General features: G+C 30.6%; 20 protein-coding genes. 15 read left to right on the top strand and 5 right to left on the bottom strand.

The features are described from left to right. The 4 genes from L8X28_RS03230 to trxB all read left to right on the top strand — a co-directional run bounded on the left by L8X28_RS03230 (position 1) and on the right by trxB (position 3,013). Positions 1-1,254 carry a homoserine dehydrogenase gene (locus tag L8X28_RS03230; RefSeq protein WP_263665498.1) on the top strand — a complete coding sequence of 418 codons (1,254 nt, stop codon included), beginning with the start codon at positions 1-3 and terminating at the stop codon, positions 1,252-1,254. Next, entirely contained in the window at positions 1,254-1,592 is a 339-nt protein-coding gene (locus L8X28_RS03225) for a YraN family protein (protein WP_263665497.1), read from the top strand. The genes L8X28_RS03230 and L8X28_RS03225 overlap by 1 nt, the downstream gene beginning before the upstream one ends. Positions 1,593-1,642: 50 nt before the next feature. Then, positions 1,643-1,957, top strand: coding sequence for a thioredoxin (gene trxA / locus L8X28_RS03220; protein WP_039619298.1), 315 nt, complete (start codon positions 1,643-1,645; stop codon positions 1,955-1,957). Between the two features lie 117 nt (positions 1,958-2,074). Continuing rightward, entirely contained in the window at positions 2,075-3,013 is a 939-nt protein-coding gene (gene trxB, locus L8X28_RS03215; protein ID WP_258107683.1) for a thioredoxin-disulfide reductase, read from the top strand. A gap of 19 nt (positions 3,014-3,032) precedes the next feature. On the opposite strand, the gene L8X28_RS03210 is transcribed toward trxB, so the two are convergent. Further along, positions 3,033-4,814, bottom strand: coding sequence for a PhoX family protein (locus L8X28_RS03210; protein ID WP_263665496.1), 1,782 nt, complete (start codon positions 4,812-4,814; stop codon positions 3,033-3,035). A gap of 135 nt (positions 4,815-4,949) precedes the next feature. Here L8X28_RS03210 and dapB point away from each other — a divergent pair, with 135 nt between their 5' ends. Together dapB and purF are read left to right on the top strand one after the other, a co-directional pair. Continuing rightward, positions 4,950-5,678, top strand: a complete 729-nt coding sequence (gene dapB, locus L8X28_RS03205; protein ID WP_133319502.1) for a 4-hydroxy-tetrahydrodipicolinate reductase — start codon at positions 4,950-4,952, stop codon at positions 5,676-5,678. After that, positions 5,679-7,019 (top strand): amidophosphoribosyltransferase, encoded by a 1,341-nt coding sequence (gene purF / locus L8X28_RS03200; protein ID WP_133319503.1) that lies wholly within the window; start codon positions 5,679-5,681, stop codon positions 7,017-7,019. Positions 7,020-7,022: 3 nt separating this feature from the next. Here the strand turns inward: purF and L8X28_RS03195 are convergent, their stop codons facing one another. Genes L8X28_RS03195 through ilvE form a run of 4 tightly spaced genes read right to left on the bottom strand, consistent with a single transcriptional unit; the run spans position 7,023 to position 10,104 of the window. Then, a complete protein-coding gene (locus tag L8X28_RS03195) occupies positions 7,023-7,511 on the bottom strand; it encodes a DUF2393 domain-containing protein (protein WP_263665532.1) in 489 nt (162 codons plus the stop codon). A gap of 41 nt (positions 7,512-7,552) precedes the next feature. Then, positions 7,553-8,089 (bottom strand): DUF2393 domain-containing protein, encoded by a 537-nt coding sequence (locus L8X28_RS03190; protein ID WP_263665495.1) that lies wholly within the window; start codon positions 8,087-8,089, stop codon positions 7,553-7,555. Between the two features lie 17 nt (positions 8,090-8,106). Further along, positions 8,107-9,177: a prohibitin family protein gene (locus L8X28_RS03185; RefSeq protein WP_133319506.1), complete on the bottom strand. Its 1,071-nt coding sequence runs from the start codon at positions 9,175-9,177 to the stop codon at positions 8,107-8,109. 12 nt (positions 9,178-9,189) lie between these two features. Beyond that, positions 9,190-10,104, bottom strand: coding sequence for a branched-chain-amino-acid transaminase (gene ilvE, locus L8X28_RS03180; RefSeq protein ID WP_133319507.1), 915 nt, complete (start codon positions 10,102-10,104; stop codon positions 9,190-9,192). Between the two features lie 100 nt (positions 10,105-10,204). On the opposite strand from ilvE, the gene L8X28_RS03175 reads away from it, so the two are divergent. The 9 genes from L8X28_RS03175 (at position 10,205) to L8X28_RS03135 (ending at position 17,292) form a co-directional block, all read left to right on the top strand. Further along, positions 10,205-10,411 carry a tautomerase family protein gene (locus L8X28_RS03175; RefSeq protein ID WP_133319508.1) on the top strand — a complete coding sequence of 69 codons (207 nt, stop codon included), beginning with the start codon at positions 10,205-10,207 and terminating at the stop codon, positions 10,409-10,411. After that, a complete protein-coding gene (gene bcp / locus L8X28_RS03170) occupies positions 10,408-10,869 on the top strand; it encodes a thioredoxin-dependent thiol peroxidase (protein WP_263665494.1) in 462 nt (153 codons plus the stop codon). Before L8X28_RS03175 ends, bcp begins: the two co-directional genes overlap by 4 nt. Next, entirely contained in the window at positions 10,863-11,936 is a 1,074-nt protein-coding gene (locus L8X28_RS03165) for an epoxyqueuosine reductase QueH (protein ID WP_263665493.1), read from the top strand. Before bcp ends, L8X28_RS03165 begins: the two co-directional genes overlap by 7 nt. Positions 11,937-12,004: 68 nt before the next feature. Then, positions 12,005-12,445, top strand: coding sequence for a 3-hydroxyacyl-ACP dehydratase FabZ (gene fabZ, locus L8X28_RS03160; protein ID WP_039619275.1), 441 nt, complete (start codon positions 12,005-12,007; stop codon positions 12,443-12,445). Further along, positions 12,445-13,236 carry an acyl-ACP--UDP-N-acetylglucosamine O-acyltransferase gene (lpxA, locus tag L8X28_RS03155; RefSeq protein WP_263665531.1) on the top strand — a complete coding sequence of 264 codons (792 nt, stop codon included), beginning with the start codon at positions 12,445-12,447 and terminating at the stop codon, positions 13,234-13,236. The genes fabZ and lpxA overlap by 1 nt, the downstream gene beginning before the upstream one ends. After that, the gene (clpX, locus tag L8X28_RS03150; RefSeq protein WP_263665492.1) at positions 13,229-14,458 is read left to right on the top strand and encodes an ATP-dependent Clp protease ATP-binding subunit ClpX; all 1,230 of its coding nucleotides are present in this window, start codon (positions 13,229-13,231) and stop codon (positions 14,456-14,458) included. The genes lpxA and clpX overlap by 8 nt, the downstream gene beginning before the upstream one ends. Before the next feature lie 2 nt (positions 14,459-14,460). Continuing rightward, positions 14,461-15,498, top strand: coding sequence for a rod shape-determining protein (locus L8X28_RS03145; RefSeq protein WP_012662095.1), 1,038 nt, complete (start codon positions 14,461-14,463; stop codon positions 15,496-15,498). Next, positions 15,488-16,231 (top strand): rod shape-determining protein MreC, encoded by a 744-nt coding sequence (mreC, locus tag L8X28_RS03140; protein WP_263665491.1) that lies wholly within the window; start codon positions 15,488-15,490, stop codon positions 16,229-16,231. Before L8X28_RS03145 ends, mreC begins: the two co-directional genes overlap by 11 nt. Before the next feature lie 89 nt (positions 16,232-16,320). Then, a complete protein-coding gene (locus L8X28_RS03135; RefSeq protein ID WP_263660462.1) occupies positions 16,321-17,292 on the top strand; it encodes a catalase in 972 nt (323 codons plus the stop codon). The last annotated feature ends 7 nt before the right edge of the window (positions 17,293-17,299 follow it).

Here is a 17,299-nt window from a genome sequence, read left to right as displayed (position 1 = left end):
ATGAAAATCGCAATTTTGGGATATGGTACGGTAGGAAGTGCTGTTGTAGAAACTTTGCTAAAAAATCAAGATTTAATCAAAGCAAGATGTGATGAAGAAATTATTCCAGTAATTGCTTTGGCAAGAAATCCAAAACCAAATGCATTAATTCCTGTGGTAAATGATATTGATGAGGTTTTAGAGCGTGAAGATATTGATGTATTTGTGGAGTTAATGGGTGGTATTGATTTACCCTTTGAGATAATTTCAAAAATTTTAAAAAGAAAAAAAGCAGTGGTAACTGCTAATAAAGCTTTGCTTGCTTATCATCGTTATGAGCTTGAAAAATTAGCACAAGATACAGCTTTTGGTTATGAGGCGAGTGTGGCGGGTGGAATTCCTATTATTAAAATTTTAAAAGAGGGCTTGAGTGCTAATAATATTGTTTCTATTAAAGGCATTTTAAATGGCACAAGCAATTATATTTTAAGTAAAATGACCGAAGATAATACCAAATTCCAAGAGGTGTTAAAAAAAGCACAAGATTTAGGATATGCTGAAGCTAACCCCACTTTTGATATAGAGGGTTTTGATGCAGCGCATAAACTTTTGATTTTAGCAAATATTGCCTATGGATTAAGAGTAAAACCTGAAGATATTTTGATTGAGGGTATTAGCAAAGTAAGTAATGAGGATATTTATTTTGCAAAAGAATTTGAATATACCATAAAACACTTGGGTATTGCTAAGATTAAAGATGAAAAAATAGAATTAAGAGTTCATCCTACCATGCTTAGCAAAGATAAAATACTAGCAAAAGTTGATGGGGTAATGAATGCTATTAGTATTGATGGAGATGTATTGGGTGAAAGTTTATATTATGGCCCAGGAGCAGGTGGCAGGGCAACTGCAAGTGCTGTTATAGCTGATTTAATCGATATAGCAAGAAAAGAAAAAAATAGTGCTATTTTTGGGTATTTAAATGATACTTCTTATAAACTTTTAAGTAAAGATGAAATTTATACAAGATATTATTTAAGATTAAAGGTATTAGATAAAATAGGAGTTTTATCAAAAATCACACAATTAATGAGTGAACATCAAATTTCAATCGATACTTTCTTGCAAAAGCCTAAAAAAGAAAAGCAAGATTATAGCACTTTATTTTTCATCACTCATCAAACTTATGAAAAAAATATACAAATTTTAACTCAAAAGCTTAGAGGACAAGAATTTGTAAAAGATGATGTTTTTATGATGAGAATAGAAGAGTAATGGCATTATTTGAATATCTTTTTGGTAAAAAAGGAGAAGAGCTAGCGTGTGAATTTTTAAAAATACAAGGATTTGAAATTTTAAAAAGAAATTTTCATTCTAAATTTGGAGAAATTGATATTATTGCTAAAAAAGATAAAATTTTACATTTTATTGAAGTTAAAAGCACGCAAGGTGATTATGAGGTAGAATATAGATTGGATAATAAAAAATATAATAAAATTATTAAGACTATAGAATATTACTTTATGAAACATAAAAATGATGAAAATTATCAACTAGATTTACTTTGCGTATATAAAGATGATATAAAACTTTTAGAGAACATTAGTTATTAAGGGAATGTTTATTCTATTTTAATAGAATTTGAAAAAACAAAGGAGAAAAAATGGGAAAATATATTGATTTAACTACAGAAAATTTTGCACAAGCAAAAGAAGGTGTAGCTTTAGTAGATTTTTGGGCTCCATGGTGCGGACCTTGCAGAATGCTTGCGCCGGTAATTGATGAGCTTGCAAATGATTTTGATGGTAAAGCTAAAATTTGTAAAGTAAATACAGATGAGCAAGGTGATTTGGCTGCACAATTTGGTGTAAGATCTATCCCAACTATCATTTTCTTTAAAGATGGTGAAGTGGTTGATCAACTAGTTGGTGCTCAATCAAAACAAGCTTTAGCAGATAAACTAAACTCACTTTTATAATCTTAAGCCACTTTTTGTGGCTTTTCTTCATATTTTTTACTATTTAATAATTTTTATTATTTATAATTAAAGAAAAATTTGTATAATACTTATAAATAAAACTATAAGGAAAATATCATGTTAGATTTAGCTATTATAGGTGGTGGACCTGCAGGTTTGAGCGCAGGTTTATATGCTACAAGAGGTGGATTAAAAAATGTTGTAATGTTTGAAAAAGGTATGCCTGGTGGGCAGATTACTTCGAGTTCAGAGATAGAAAATTATCCTGGAGTTGCTCAAGTTTTAGATGGAATTTCTTTTATGGCTCCTTGGAATGAACAATGTATGCGTTTTGGTTTAAAACATGAGATGGTAGGTGTTGAGCAAATTAGTAAAAATTCTGATGGAAGTTTTAATATAAAATTGGAAGGCGGTAAAAACGAACAAGCAAAAGCAGTTATTGTTTGCACAGGCTCTACTCCGCGTCGTGCTGGTTTTAAAGGCGAGGATGAATTTTTTGGTAAAGGTGTGAGTACTTGTGCGACTTGCGATGGCTTTTTTTATAAAAATAAAGAAGTGGCTGTTTTAGGTGGGGGAGATACTGCTTTAGAAGAAGCTTTGTATCTAGCTAATATTTGTTCAAAAGTGTATTTAATCCACAGAAGAGATGAGTTTAGAGCAGCACCTTCAACAGTTGAAAAAGTAAAAAATAATGACAAAATAGAATTAATCACAAATGCGGTTGTTGATGAGGTTTGCGGTGATAATATGGGTGTTAATAAAATTAAAATAGCATTTAATGATGGTTCTAAAAGAGAGCTTGATGTGCCTGGAATCTTTACCTTTGTTGGATTAAATGTAAGAAATGAAATCTTAAAACAAGACAATGGTGAATTTTTATGTGCTATGGAAGAAGGTGGTCAAGTTAGTGTTGATCTTAAAATGCAAACTAACATAGCAGGGTTATTTGCAGCAGGTGATTTAAGAAAAGATGCTCCAAAACAAGTAATATGTGCAGCAGGTGATGGAGCGGTTGCAGCGCTTAGCGCTTTAGCTTATATTGAAAATTTACACTAGAATTTCTAGTGTAAATTGATTAACTTCCAATAACTCCGCCATCAATTTTACTTATTGCTATTATACTTGATCTTGGTGTTTTGCCATAAGGAAATTGACTGCCTTTTAATTTCTCTCCTGGATGTTGAATTCCAACAAACATAGTTTTATAATCTTGACTAAAAGCAATTCCTGTTATTTCGCAAGCTATTGGTCCTGTTAAAAATCTTTTTATTTCCCCTGTTTTTGGATTAGCTGCTAACATACAATTATTTCCCATGCCTTCAAATTCTTCTTGATTAGAATAGTTTCCATCAGTTTGTATCCAAAGGCGACCATCTCTATCAAAACTTAATCCGTCTGGGGAATTAAATTTATTATTACTTGTAATGTTGTTTGAGCCTTTATTTAAACTTGTTTGATTATCAGGGTTTCCTGCAAGTGCAAAAATTTCCCAAGTAAATTCATCATCTTTATGAGAATTTTTATGCTCCCATTTAATTATTTGTCCGTAAATATTTTTTGTTCTTGGGTTTGCTGGATTTGGGTTGTTATTTTTTTTATTGTTTGTTAAGGTAGCAAATACTTCTTTTGAGCCACTTTCTTTATGGCTTGCTATCCATTCACATCTATCCATAGGAGTTGCATTTACAATAGTTCCAGCAATTCTAGCATTGATTAACACATCTGCTTGAGAGTTAAAACCATTTTCTTTATTAAGGTTATTTTTACCATATTCTAACTCAATCCATTTTCCACTCCCTCTAAAATCTCCTATTTTTCCATTAAATTGTGCTACATATAAGGTTCCTTCATCTAAAATTTTGCTAGTATCTAGACCTTTTTTATATTTATGTTTGCTTATAAATTTATAAATAAATTCATTGACTTCATCATCTCCCATATAAATTACAACGGTTCCATCATCTTCTACAATTAATTCTGCATTTTCGTGTTTAAATCTTCCAAGAGCTGTTCTTTTTATAGGTATGCTGTTTGGATCAAATGGATCAATTTCCACAATCCATCCAAATTTATTTGCCTCGTTTGGATTTTTACTTAAATCAAATCTTTCATCAAATTTTTCCCACCCATATTGACTTTGAGCTTTAAATCCAAATCTAAGTTGCTCTTTTGAAAATTTAATTTTTTCATCTAAACTTCCAAAAAAATCATTTATATTTTCTTCGCAAGTAAGATAAGTCCCCCAAGGTGTTTTTCCATTGGCACAATTATTTAAAGTTCCATATATAAAATTTTCATTTTGAAGTACTTGTTGTTTTGCTGGACCACTAACGCTCATTTTTGTATTTGCATCGATTCTGCGGTTGTATTTAGAATCAAGCACCACAGACCATTGATCTTTTTCTTTTTTTATTTCAAAAATACTCACCCCTAAATTTGCTTGTTCATATAAAATATCATCTAAGCTAAGATTTTTACCTTGATGTTTAAACATAATTTCAGGATTTATATATTCATTATTAATAGCTAGTATAGCCCTATCTTTTGAAAGAGGAAAAAAACTCATACCATCGTTATTGTCCCCAAAAGTTAATTTAGCATTTTCCACAGCTTTTTTATCGATATTTTTTTCTTCATCATAAATAGATGCTTTGCTAAAAAGAGGATCGCCCCATGAGATTAAAATATCTGCTTTGTAGCCATCTGGTACGATAACTTTATCTTCTGTGCTAGCAGGTATTTCTTTAAAATTTAGCAAATCTTTATCTTTTAATAAACTCGCATTTAAATTTGAGCTAGCAAAAAATGCTACCATAGAACCCAAAGCTGAGCCTTTCAAAAATGTTCTTCTTTTCATAAAACTCCTTTTAAAAATGTGTTATAAATTTAAAGTTTTTTGGAAACTTTTTGGAAACTTTTGCTCATGGTATGTAATATTGTATTAATTAACTTAGTGATACAATTTCTCACTACAAATATAAAGGATAAATTTATGATATGTATAGGAATTCATGGGAGCAATGGTCGCATGGGTAAACAAATTGAAAATTGTTTACAAGATCAAAAAGATGCTAAAGCAAGTGCATTTTTTTATCAAGGATCAAGCTATGAAGAATTTTTTAACAAATGTGATGTAATAATTGATTTTTCTTCCCCGAAAGGTTGCGAGGATTTGTTGTTATACGCAAGAAGCAATCCTAAACCTTTAGTGATAGGTACTACAGGATTAGATGCTAAGCAAAATGAGTTAATGCAAAGTGCAAGCATTACTATGCCAATTCTTTATGCTACCAATATGTCTTTGGGTGTAGCTATTTTAAAAAAACTTTCATGTTTAGCAAGTGAAGCTTTAAGGGATTTTGATATAGAAATACTTGAAATGCACCACAATAAGAAAAAAGACGCTCCAAGTGGTACAGCTATGACTTTAGCACAAAATGTCGCTAAGGCTAGGAATTTAGATTTGGAAAAGGTTAGAGTAAGTGGTAGAGATGGGATTATTGGTCAAAGAAGTAAAGATGAAATCGCAGTGATGAGCTTAAGAGGTGGTGATATAGTGGGTTCTCATAGAGTTGGATTTTATAATGATGGTGAATTTATAGAATTAAATCATAGTGCTACTTCAAGAGCTACTTTTGCTATGGGGGCTATTAGATGTGCTAAATGGCTAGTTTCTCAAGAAAATGGCTTATATGATATAGACGATTGTTTAGGAATTTAAATGTGTGCGGTAGTTGGAGTAATTAATTCAAAAAATGCAAGCACGGTGGCTTATTATGCTTTATTTGCTATGCAACATCGTGGCCAAGAAGCAAGTGGAATTAGTGTAAGTGATGGTTTAAATATCAAAACTCATAAAGCTAAAGGTGAAGTAGGACAAATTTTTAATACTCAAATTTTAGCAGATTTAAAAGGTAGTATAGCTGTAGGCCATAATCGTTATTCTACCGCTGGAAATTCTTCTTTGCATGATGCACAGCCTGTCGCAGCTACTTGTTCTTTGGGTGATATTTCTTTAGTGCATAATGGAAATTTGATTAATAAAGAAGAAGTTAGAAAAGAGTTAATTGACAATGGGGCTATTTTTCATTCTAATATGGACACAGAAAATGTTGTACATTTAATAGCAAAAAGCAAAAAAGAAACTTTAAAAGATAGGTTTATAGAAAGTCTAATGCAAAGCAAGGGTGCATATTGCTTTATGTTGGCTAGTAAAAATCAACTTTTTGTGGTAAGAGATCCTTATGGGGTTAGACCTTTATCTTTGGGAAAATTAAAAGATGGTGGATATATTGTAGCGAGTGAAACTTGTGCTTTTGATTTGATAGAAGCTGAATTTATCCGCGATATAAAGCCCGGTGAAATGCTAGTTTTTACTCAAGGTAGTGATGAGTTTGAAAGCATTCAAGTTTTTGATAAAACAGATCCAAGAATTTGTGCATTTGAATATATTTATTTTGCTAGACCTGATAGTATTATAGAAGGTAAAAGTGTATATGAAGTGCGTAAAAAAATGGGTGAAGCCTTGGCTAAAAAATTTAAAGAAAAAGTAGATTTTGTAGTGCCTGTTCCTGATAGTGGAGTAAGTGCTGCTATAGGTTTTGCGCAATATTTAAAAATTCCACTTGAAATGGCCATAGTTAGAAATCACTATGTTGGAAGAACTTTCATAGAACCAACTCAAGAAATGAGAAATTTAAAAGTAAAACTGAAATTAAATCCTATGAAGAAAGTTTTAGAAGGCAAAGATATAGTGGTGATTGATGATAGTGTAGTAAGAGGAACAACTTCTAAAAAAATCATCACACTTTTAAGACAAGCAGGTGCTAGAAAAATTCATTTGGCTATAGCTTGTCCAGAAATCAAATTTCCTGATATTTATGGTATAGACACTCCAACTTTTGAAGAGTTAATTTCAGCTAATAAGAGTATTGAAGAGGTTAGAGAATATACAGGTGCAGATAGTTTGACTTTTTTAGATATTAATGAGCTAGTTTCAAGCATAGGCAATGAAAGAAAATATTCTTTGATTAGTTTTGATGGGGATTATTTTATTAAATAATCCTTATCTGCATTTTAATTGTTTAAAAATTTTATAACTTTGAAAATGAGGTGGCAATCCCACTTCAAAAGAAAAGTCTTTGTAGGTATGACCTGATAATTGATTTGCAATGTTAATATTATACGAAACATCTCTTTGTTGTTGATTTGCTTTTTTTATGCTATCAAAATTTTGTTGATTAAAAATTTCTCCACTGATTTCATGCTTTTTATTATTATCAATAATTCTAAGTTCTAAAAAGCATTCTGAAATTTTAAAATTAGTATCGTTGGTTACTCTACCTTTTATAATAATACTTTCTGTAGCTAAGCGTCTGTAGGTTGAAAAATTACTCAAACTAGCTTTTTTTGTGTATTGATCTATAGTTAATAGTAAAGAAATAGTTAAGATTGAGGCTAATATAAAACTTATTATGCAAAAAATTATTATATATTTTTTGTTTTGTATTTTTAAATAGAATAAAATCCAAGTAAGGAATGTTGAAGCTAGCATAATAAAAATGATAAGAATATGAAAAAAAGTAAAATATCCCATTAAAAACACTTTGAATTAATCTTAATGTCAAAATCTTGACCTTCATTAAAATCGGAAAATTTGGTTTTTAGATTAATAGTTTGGTTGGGACTTATTGTTTTTTCGATAGTGGTAGATTTACTTCTTAATGGTTTTAATAAATGCATTAAATTTTTAAAAGTATTATTTTCATCGCTTTTTCTAAATACTTCTACTTTTATTTTGCAAAATTTAAAACTTTTTTTAGAAGTATTTGTCAAGCTATAATCAACACTTAAAGAATTATCATATACAAAAAATTGAGCATTATCTAAGCTAGCTATTCTGGATCTAACTTTAGTATCAATTAAAAAATATCCCAAATACGCAATACTAAGTGAACATAAAATTCCTAAAAAAATTATAATAAAAGCAAAAGTAGGTTTGTTTCTAACAATCAAAGCAATAAATAAAGTGATAATGAAAAAGAATACAACTAAAGCCATTAACAAAAAATCAATCAAGTGCAAATGAGCTGTATAAAAGATCATTTGCTCTCGGATATGTTGAACATTCATCATCACTTCTTTATTTTTTAATTTGCTACTGAACTTGTTCTTTTATTATCTTTGCTATCAACCCAAATATTTGGCACAGCTCCGCCTGGTGTTAAGAAAATTTTAGCATCTTTATTGACTTTAAGTGCTTCATTAAATTGCTTTTGGGTTTCAATTTGTTTTAAATCAAGTAAAGGATTATTTAAACTTTTTGCTATTTCTCTATTTGAATATGCTTGCGCATCAGCTTCAATTTTTACGGCACTTGCTCTACCTTTAGCACTAATAATAGTTGCATTTGCCTCCCCTTCAGCTAAAGCCGCTTTTTTAAGTGCTTCTTGGTTAGCTCTTTCAACTTCATATTTAGTTCTTTCAGCTTCTTGTTTAGCAATTTGTACTCTTTCGATTTGTTCTTTTACTTTTATAGGTAAGATAATTTCTCTAAGCTGAACTGCTTGAAGCTCTGCTGGCTCATTTGGTTGGCTTTCAATAGTTTTTCTAATGCCCTGATCAATTTGCACCGCTATAGTATTACGATTTGTTGGAAGCTCTTCTGCAGTGTATTGACCTACAACATTTCTTACAACATCTCTTACTACTGGATCTATGATTTTATTTTCCCAATTAAGCCCCCATGTTGCGATAGTTTGAGGAACTTGTAAAGGATTTAATCTGTATTGAACGGTTACATCAATAGATACAGGCAAGCCTCTTGAATCAAGCACTGAAATACTATTTTTATTAACAACGCCTGATCCTATTTGTAAATTTTCATTTATTCCTTCGATTGAAGCATAGTTGATTTGTCTTACTCTAGTATCTACGATAGTGATTTTTTGCAGTATAGGCATAAAAAAATGAAGTCCTGGTTCAAGTGGGGTAGGGCTGTATTTACCTGTAGTGGATTTGATCCCCATTTCCCCTGAATTTACTATTGCAAAAGGTTTAAAAAGTGCAAAAACTAAAATAATCGCAATTGCACTATAAATTAATGGGGAAAATTTCCCAAAACCTTTGAAATTAAATTCTGGTGTTTTGAAGTTTAAATTTTGCTTATTGTTGTTTTGATTGTTTTTTTTATTAAAATAATCATTCAAATCAGCTGGCATTTAGTTCCTTTGTTAAATATAAGTTAGCATAGAAGCGTATTTTTCATTGCGTCCATAAACTATATCAAAATACGCATTTTGAAGCTTTGTCGTTAGCTCACCTCTTTTTCCATCTCCTATAATTCTTGCATCAATATTATTTATCGGAGTTATTTCTGCTGCAGTTCCTGTGAAAAATGCTTCATCAGCTACATAAACTTCATCTCTTGAAATTCTTTGACGCACTACACTTATGCCCAAATCATGTGCAATTTTTAAAACAGTATCTTGAGTGATACTTTTTAATGAAAAATCATTTGGCGGTGTGATTAGCTTATTATCTTTAATCATAAAAAAACACTCACCTGTTCCTTCTGCTACAAAACCTTCTTCATCGAGCATTAAGGCTTCCTCATATCCTGCTTCTATAGCTTCATATTTAGCCATTTGAGAATTTAAATAATTTGCACTTGCTTTTGCTTTACCTAAGCTAGATTTTACACTATTTCTAGCAAAAGAAGAAATTTTAACCTTAATACCTTTTTCTAAGCCTTCTTCACCTAAATAAGCACCCCATTCCCAAGCAGCAATAGCTACCCTAACAGGAGCTTTAGCATGATAAACTCCCATAGTACCATCACCTAAAAAGATTAATGGTCGCAAATAGGTGTTATTTTGAAAATCATTTGCTCTTAAAAGTTCAACTTGTGCATTTTCAAGTTCTTCTTGAGAAAAAGGAGAATTAATTAAAGTAATTTTTGCAGACTCTAAAAGTCTTTTGGTGTGTTCTTTTAATCTAAAAATTGCTAAACCATTTTGTGTTTTATAAGCTCTTGTTCCTTCAAAAACTGCATTTGCATAATGTAATGAATGTGTTAAAACATGAATTTTTGCATCATCAAAATCAATGATTTTTCCATCCATCCAAATTTTTTTTGCCCTAATCATAACTAAGCCTTTTTGTTGAAAATAAAACTAATTTTATCAAAAATATACTAATAATTACTAGAATATAGTAAAATTATTATATTTAAAACAAGGAAAAATCATGCCAATTATAAATATCAAATTAGCTAAACCAGAATTTAGCAAAACACAAAAAGAAGAGTTAATAGCAGATATTACAGAACTTTTACATACAAAATACAACAAGCCAAAGCAAAATATAGTGATCATGTTAGAAGATATTGAGCCATATAATATTGCTTTTGGTGGCGAAAGTGTAGAAAAATTAAGATTGAAAGATAAAAAATGAAAGAATTGCAAATTGGTGATAAAGCTCCTGTGTTTGAACTTTTAAATCAAGATGGAGTTAAAATTTCTTTAAGTGATTTCTTGGGTAAAAAAATTATTTTGTATTTTTATCCAAAAGATAACACCCCAGGTTGTACCACACAAGCTTGTGAATTTAGTCAAAGTTATGAGGATTTTTTAGAGCAAAATGCTGTGATTGTAGGTATTAGTCCAGATAGTGTTAAATCGCATGAAAATTTCATAAAAAAATATGATTTAAAACACACTTTATTAAGCGATAGTGAAAAAGAAATTTGCAAACTTTATGGTGCTTGGGGTTTAAAGAAAAATTATGGTAAAGAGTATGAGGGGCTTATAAGATCTACTTTTGTGATTGATGAAAATGGAAAAATCTCAAAAATTTATAAAAATGTAAAAGCTAAAGATCATGCTTTTAAGGTGTTAAAAGAATTATGCTAGTGCATATTTGCTGTAGTGTGGATAGTCATTATTTTATACAAGAATTAAGCAAAACTTATCCTGATGAGAAAATTATAGGTTTTTTTTATGATCCAAATATTCATCCTTATAGTGAGCATGAACTTAGATTTTTAGATGTTAAGCGTAGTTGTGATAAATTGGGTGTTAAGCTTTATAAAGGTGAATATGAGTATGAAAAATGGCTTGAGAGTGTAAAGGGTTATGAAGACGAGCCTGAAAAAGGCGCAAGATGTCAAATTTGTTTTGATTTTAGAATGCATAAAAGTGTTGAATTTGCTCAAAAAATTGGTGAAAAAAAACTTACAACAACCCTTTTAACATCCCCTAAAAAAGACTTAGAGCAGCTAAAATTAGCTTTACAAAAAGAATGCGATAAATTTGGTATAGAGTTTTTGGCACCTGATTTTAGAAAAAATGGAGGCACGCAAAGACAATTTGCCTTAGCTAAGCAAGATATGCTTTATCATCAAAATTATTGTGGGTGTATTTATGCACTTTCTAAACAAAAAGGCCAAAAAGCTTTTATAGATGAGCTTATGAGTCCTATAAACAAACAAATATTACCTTCAAGCATAGAAGAAAAGATAAAATTTTACAATCAAGTAAAAAATTTAGAAAAAAAGGGTGTTAAATTTGAAATTCAAAGAGAGAAATTTTTAAATTATCGCTTACTAAGAGCTTTGATAAAAGAAAACAAAAAAGCCATAAAAACTCATGTTTTATTTTATTCTCATTTTAAAAATTCTTACACTAAATTTAGTATTTTAGAAGAGGATTTAAAGTGCTATAAAAGCGTAAAGGATGAGATTAATTTATGGAGTTTTGATTATTTAAATAGTTTGTGCAAAATGCGATTTAAAAATTTTGAAGATTTTTTACAAAATCCTTTAAAAATAGAGCAAGAAATCAAAATAAGGCAAAAGCATTTTGGCGCTTATGATCTTTCGCCGGTGATTATTGTTGAAAACATCACCAAAGGTGCTTATGAATTTATAGCAAAAAGTGAAATTTATTTTGATAGTAAAGAAAAGATTGTGAAGTTATAAAACTTAACTAGTTTGTTAATATTTTTTTTGTAAAATCTGAATTTTGAATATATTTTAAGGCTAAATTTATGATAGATGTAATGCAAATTCAAAAAATTTTACCACATAGGTATCCATTTTTACTTGTAGATAAAATCGTAGAATTAAAAAATAAAGAAGTTGTTAGAGGTTATAAAAATATTAGTATAAGCGACCATGTTTTTATGGGACATTTTCCAGATCATCCAATTTACCCGGGTGTGTTAATTTTAGAAGGTATGGCACAAACTGGAGGGGTTTTAGCATTTGAAAGCATGGATGATAAGGTGGATCCAAGCACTAAAGTAGTATATTTTACAGGCATTGATAATGCTAAATTTAGAAATCCAGTGCGTCCAGGTGATAGGCTTGATTATGAGATGAGTGTGGTAAAAAATCGTGGAAATATGTGGATTTTTCAAGGAAAAGCTTTTGTTGATGGACAATTGGTTGCAGAAGCTGAACTTAAAGCTATGATAGTAGATAAATGATGAGCAAAATTCATCCAAGTGCTGTTATAGAAGATGGAGCTATCATAGCAGATAGTGTTGTAGTAGAAGCCTATGCTTATGTTGGAAAAAATGCCAATATAGGTGCAAATACTATCATCAAACAAGGTGCAAGAATTTTACCTAATGTAAGCATAGGTGAAAATTCTAAAGTTTTTTCTTATGCCATAGTTGGAGATATTCCACAAGATATATCTTATAAAGATGAGATAAATTCAGGTGTTATTATAGGAAAAAATGCAGTTATTAGAGAATTTGTTACTATAAATTCAGGTACAGCTAAGGGTGATGGTTTTACAAGAATAGGCGATAATGCTTTTATAATGGCTTATTCTCATATTGCACATGATTGTTTGCTTGGAGATAATATTATTTTAGCAAATAATGCTACTTTAGCAGGTCATGTGGAACTTGGAGATTATACTGTGGTAGGTGGACTTACTCCAATACATCAGTTTGTTAAGGTAGGTGAGGGGTGTATGATAGCAGGTGCTAGTGCACTTTCTCAAGATGTGGTGCCATTTTGCTTAGCTGAAGGAAATCGAGCAAGCATTAGAAGTTTAAATTTAGTAGGCATTAGAAGACGCTTTGATAAAGAAGAAGTGGATATTTTAAGCAAGGCTTTTAAATTTTTATTCAGACAAGGAAGTTTAAAAGATAATGCTTTAAGTTTGCTAGAAAATACTTCTAGTGAAAATGTGAAAAAAATGTGTAATTTTATCTTAGAAACAAAAAGAGGAATTCCTATATATAAGGAAAAAAGTCATGGTTAAAAGATGTAGTTTTTGCAATGAAATAGAAACAAGTGAAAGAAGAATTTTAGTAAATGATTATAATAATGCCTTTATATGTGAGTATTGTGCCGAAAGTGCCTGCAATATTTTCTTTGGAGAGGAAAAAGAATTAAAAAATAAAGAAGTTGATAAAGAAAATTTTAAAGATATTACTCCTAAGGAATTAAAAGTATATTTAGATAAATATGTTATCGGGCAAGATAGAGCTAAAAAAATCTTTAGTGTAGGGGTGTATAATCACTACAAAAGGCTTTTTAGATCTGACTTAGAAGATGATGATACAGAATTAGCAAAATCAAATATTTTATTAGTAGGCCCAACGGGAAGTGGAAAAACTTTACTGGCACAGACTTTAGCTAGATTTTTAGATGTTCCTATCGCAATTTGTGATGCGACTTCTTTAACTGAAGCAGGTTATGTGGGAGAAGATGTTGAAAATATCCTTACTCGTCTTTTGCAAGCTGCTGATGGAGATGTGCAAAGAGCACAAAAAGGGATTATATTTATCGATGAGATAGACAAAATCGCAAGAATGGGTGAAAATCGCTCCATTACAAGAGATGTAAGTGGTGAGGGCGTGCAACAAGCCTTACTCAAAATTATTGAAGGATCTTTGGTAAATATCCCACCAAAAGGCGGTAGAAAACACCCAAATCAAGACTTCATACAAATAGATACAACCAATATTTTATTTGTGTGTGGCGGGGCTTTTGATGGTATTAGTGATATTATTAAAAGAAAATTAGGCGATAATGTCATGGGCTTTTTTACTGATGATAAAAAAGATGAAAAAGAAGCTTTACTTCAAAGACTAGAGCCTGATGATTTGGTGCATTTTGGGCTTATTCCTGAACTTATAGGAAGATTGCATGTGCTTGCTTCTTTAGAAGAGCTTGATGAAGAAAGCATGGTGCGTATTTTAACTGAGCCAAAAAATGCCATTATTAAGCAATATCAAAAACTTTTTGCTATTGACAATGTGGAATTAAAATTTGAAGATGAAGCGCTAAGAGAGATTGCTAAGCTTTCGCTAGAGCGTAAAACAGGTGCTAGAGGTTTAAGAAGTATTATTGAAGAAATGATGGTAGATTTGATGTTTGATTTGCCAGAGTATAATGGATATAGCATAGTAATTACTAAAGAAGTGATCAAAGAAGGTGCAAAACCTTTATTTATAAAAAATAAAAAAGTTAAAGGCTGAGAATGATTTTAGATCAAATAATTGGATTTTTTTCAAGCGATATGGGGATTGACTTAGGTACTGCAAATACTTTAGTTTTGGTAAAAGATAAAGGTATAGTGATTGATGAACCTTCGGTTGTTGCAGTAGAGCGTGAAAGATATGGTAGGGTTAAAATTTTAGCTGTTGGAAAAGAAGCTAAGGAAATGGTAGGAAAAACCCCAGGTAATATCGAAGCAATCCGTCCTATGAAAGATGGTGTGATTGCTGATTTTGATATGACTGAAAAAATGATCCGTTATTTTATAGAAAAAACTCATAGAAGAAAATCTTTTTTAAGACCTAGAATTATCATTTCAGTTCCTTATGGATTAACCCAAGTAGAAAGAAAAGCAGTTAGAGAAAGTGCGTTAAGTGCGGGTGCTAGAGAAGTATTTTTGATAGAAGAACCTATGGCAGCAGCTATTGGTGCAAATTTACCAATTAGAGAGCCTCAAGGGAGCTTGGTGGTAGATATTGGCGGTGGTACTACTGAAATTGGTGTTACTTCTTTAGGCGGTCTTGTGATTTCAAAATCTATCCGCACAGCTGGCGATAAACTTGATACTAGTATAGTAAATTATGTAAAAGAAAAATACAATCTTGTCATAGGTGAAAGAACGGGCGAGGAAATTAAAATCGCTATTGGTTCAGCAGTTCAACTTCCAAAAGAGCTTTCTATGGTAGTTAAAGGACGCGATCAAGTAACAGGATTGTTAAATAGAATAGAGTTAACAAGTGAAGATGTAAGAGAGGCTATGCGTGAGCATTTAAAAGAAATTGCTGATGCATTAAAAATCGTTCTTGAAATGATGCCGCCTGATCTTGCAGCTGATATTGTTGAAAATGGTGTTGTTTTAACAGGAGGCGGAGCTTTAATACGCGGTCTTGATAAATATTTATCTGAAATTGTAAAACTTCCAGTATATGTAGCTGATGAGCCACTTTTAGCAGTGGCAAAAGGCACAGGTAAAGCTTTGGAAGAAATTTCTTTATTGCACCAACTAACGAATGAAGAGTAAAATTCTTAGTGTTTTAATTTTATCTTTTTTAGTGTTTGTTTCGTTTTATTATGGAGATATAATAAAACGAAATGTTTTAGATTTAAATATTGCTATTGTTAATCAGTTTTCTCAAAGCATTAATCTTTTAAAAGATAAATTTAATGAGCATTTTAATCAAGTTCAAGAAATTAAAAAATTAAGAGAAAGAAATGCTGAACTTGAAAAAAACAATATCTATATGAAAAACTTTGCCAATGAATTAAACAATATTTTAAGTGATAAAAATTCAAGTTTTTATTATCCTAATGTTAGTTTAGTTAAGGCAACTTCTTATGCTCAAATTAGCGATTATCATAAGGTTTGGCTTGATGTGGATTATAAAGGAAAAATTAAAGGCTTAATTTATAATGGCTATACAGCAGGCATAGTTATAGAAAAAAATGGTAGAGCTTTGGGACTTTTACAAGGTGATGAAGAGTGTATTTTTTCCGTATATATAGGTAAGGAACAAGCGCCAGGTATAGCTCATGGTAGAAATGATTATGTTTTAGTTAAATATATTCCTAAATGGCTTGAACTTAAAATGGGTGATAAGGTTTATACAAGTGGCTTAGATGAGATTTTCTTTTCAGGAATTCCAGTGGGCGAAATTTTTAAAATAGAAGAAGAAGGCGCCTATCAAAATGCATATGTTAAACCTTATGTAAAAATGAAAGTACCAAGTTATTTTTATATGGTAGAAAATTTTTAATAAAAAGTTATTTATTTTAGTTGATATAAATTATTATTTACTATTAAATATTAGAATTATCTCCGAATTTTAAAAATTTAGGAGATTAAATGAAAAAATATATCAGTAGTTGTTTAGCTTTTTGCTGTTTAAGTGGTGCTATTTATGCAAATGAAGTGGAATATGATGCACAAAAAATAGCAGATATTTTTTATCAACTTAATGCTGATCCTAAAAATCCAAAAGCAAAAGTTAATCATGCAAAAGGCTTTTGTGCTATGGGAACTTTTGAGCCAGCTTTGTCTATTAATAAAGAAGTTGATGTGCCTTTGTTAACACAAAAAAGTTTGCCAATCCAAGTAAGATATTCTTTGGGTGGAGCTTTTAAAGATGATAAAAGCAAAACAAGAGGTATGGCTATTAGAATTACTGATCCTAAAGATTCTGCTTCTTGGACTATGGTTATGCTAAATACAGAAATAAATTTCGCAAAAAATCCTAAAGAATTCGGTCAGTTTTTTGAAATGAGACTTCCTGTAAATGGTAAAGTCGATCAAGAAAAAATAAGCAAGATGATGCAAGAGGTTGATTCTTATAGAAATTTTGCTGCATATACTGATAAAATTGGCATTAGTAAAAGTGTAGCAAATACTCCATTTTTTAGTATTCATACTTTTTATTTTAAACAAGCAAACGGAGAAAACTATTTACCAGCAAGATGGAAATTAGTTCCAAGTGAAGGTGTGGCATATTTAAATGAAGCACAAATGAAAAGTGCGAGTAGTGATTTTTTAAAAGAAGATTTCCAAAATCGTGTAAAAGCTAATAAGCCGGTTGAGTATAAAATGTATTTAGTATATGCAAATAAAAATGATATTACCAATGAAACAACGGCTTTATGGAGTGGTAAGCACAAAGAAAGTCTAGTTGGGACTTTTAAGGTTAATGCCTTGAGCGATGAAGATTGTAATTTTGATGTATATTTTCCTTCGGATGTACCTCAAGGGGTTAATCCACCACAAGATCCTTTATTTGATGTAAGAAATGAAGCTTATGCTATAACTTTTGGTAAGCGTCAATAAAATTTAG

The sequence above is a fragment of the Campylobacter sp. CNRCH_2016_0050h genome, from assembly GCF_025772605.1.
Lineage (GTDB): Bacteria > Campylobacterota > Campylobacteria > Campylobacterales > Campylobacteraceae > Campylobacter_D > Campylobacter_D lari_D.
Note: the sequence above shows the minus strand (reverse complement) of the source record. Positions and strands in the feature narration are given on the sequence as shown.

Excerpts from the sequence above, each read along its gene's own strand:
- L8X28_RS03230 (WP_263665498.1), top strand. The coding sequence starts at position 1 with ATGAAAATCGCAATTTTGGGATATGGTACGGTAGGAAGTGCTGTTGTA.
- L8X28_RS03175 (WP_133319508.1), top strand. The coding sequence starts at position 10,205 with ATGCCAATTATAAATATCAAATTAGCTAAACCAGAATTTAGCAAAACA.
- L8X28_RS03135 (WP_263660462.1), top strand. The coding sequence starts at position 16,321 with ATGAAAAAATATATCAGTAGTTGTTTAGCTTTTTGCTGTTTAAGTGGT.
- L8X28_RS03145 (WP_012662095.1), top strand. The coding sequence starts at position 14,461 with ATGATTTTAGATCAAATAATTGGATTTTTTTCAAGCGATATGGGGATT.
- L8X28_RS03190 (WP_263665495.1), bottom strand. The coding sequence starts at position 8,089 with ATGAATGTTCAACATATCCGAGAGCAAATGATCTTTTATACAGCTCAT.
- dapB (WP_133319502.1), top strand. The coding sequence starts at position 4,950 with ATGATATGTATAGGAATTCATGGGAGCAATGGTCGCATGGGTAAACAA.
- L8X28_RS03165 (WP_263665493.1), top strand. The coding sequence starts at position 10,863 with ATGCTAGTGCATATTTGCTGTAGTGTGGATAGTCATTATTTTATACAA.
- trxA (WP_039619298.1), top strand. The coding sequence starts at position 1,643 with ATGGGAAAATATATTGATTTAACTACAGAAAATTTTGCACAAGCAAAA.
- trxB (WP_258107683.1), top strand. The coding sequence starts at position 2,075 with ATGTTAGATTTAGCTATTATAGGTGGTGGACCTGCAGGTTTGAGCGCA.
- purF (WP_133319503.1), top strand. The coding sequence starts at position 5,679 with ATGTGTGCGGTAGTTGGAGTAATTAATTCAAAAAATGCAAGCACGGTG.
- L8X28_RS03185 (WP_133319506.1), bottom strand. The coding sequence starts at position 9,177 with ATGCCAGCTGATTTGAATGATTATTTTAATAAAAAAAACAATCAAAAC.
- clpX (WP_263665492.1), top strand. The coding sequence starts at position 13,229 with ATGGTTAAAAGATGTAGTTTTTGCAATGAAATAGAAACAAGTGAAAGA.
- ilvE (WP_133319507.1), bottom strand. The coding sequence starts at position 10,104 with ATGATTAGGGCAAAAAAAATTTGGATGGATGGAAAAATCATTGATTTT.
- L8X28_RS03195 (WP_263665532.1), bottom strand. The coding sequence starts at position 7,511 with ATGCTAGCTTCAACATTCCTTACTTGGATTTTATTCTATTTAAAAATA.
- mreC (WP_263665491.1), top strand. The coding sequence starts at position 15,488 with ATGAAGAGTAAAATTCTTAGTGTTTTAATTTTATCTTTTTTAGTGTTT.
- L8X28_RS03210 (WP_263665496.1), bottom strand. The coding sequence starts at position 4,814 with ATGAAAAGAAGAACATTTTTGAAAGGCTCAGCTTTGGGTTCTATGGTA.
- bcp (WP_263665494.1), top strand. The coding sequence starts at position 10,408 with ATGAAAGAATTGCAAATTGGTGATAAAGCTCCTGTGTTTGAACTTTTA.
- lpxA (WP_263665531.1), top strand. The coding sequence starts at position 12,445 with ATGAGCAAAATTCATCCAAGTGCTGTTATAGAAGATGGAGCTATCATA.
- L8X28_RS03225 (WP_263665497.1), top strand. The coding sequence starts at position 1,254 with ATGGCATTATTTGAATATCTTTTTGGTAAAAAAGGAGAAGAGCTAGCG.
- fabZ (WP_039619275.1), top strand. The coding sequence starts at position 12,005 with ATGATAGATGTAATGCAAATTCAAAAAATTTTACCACATAGGTATCCA.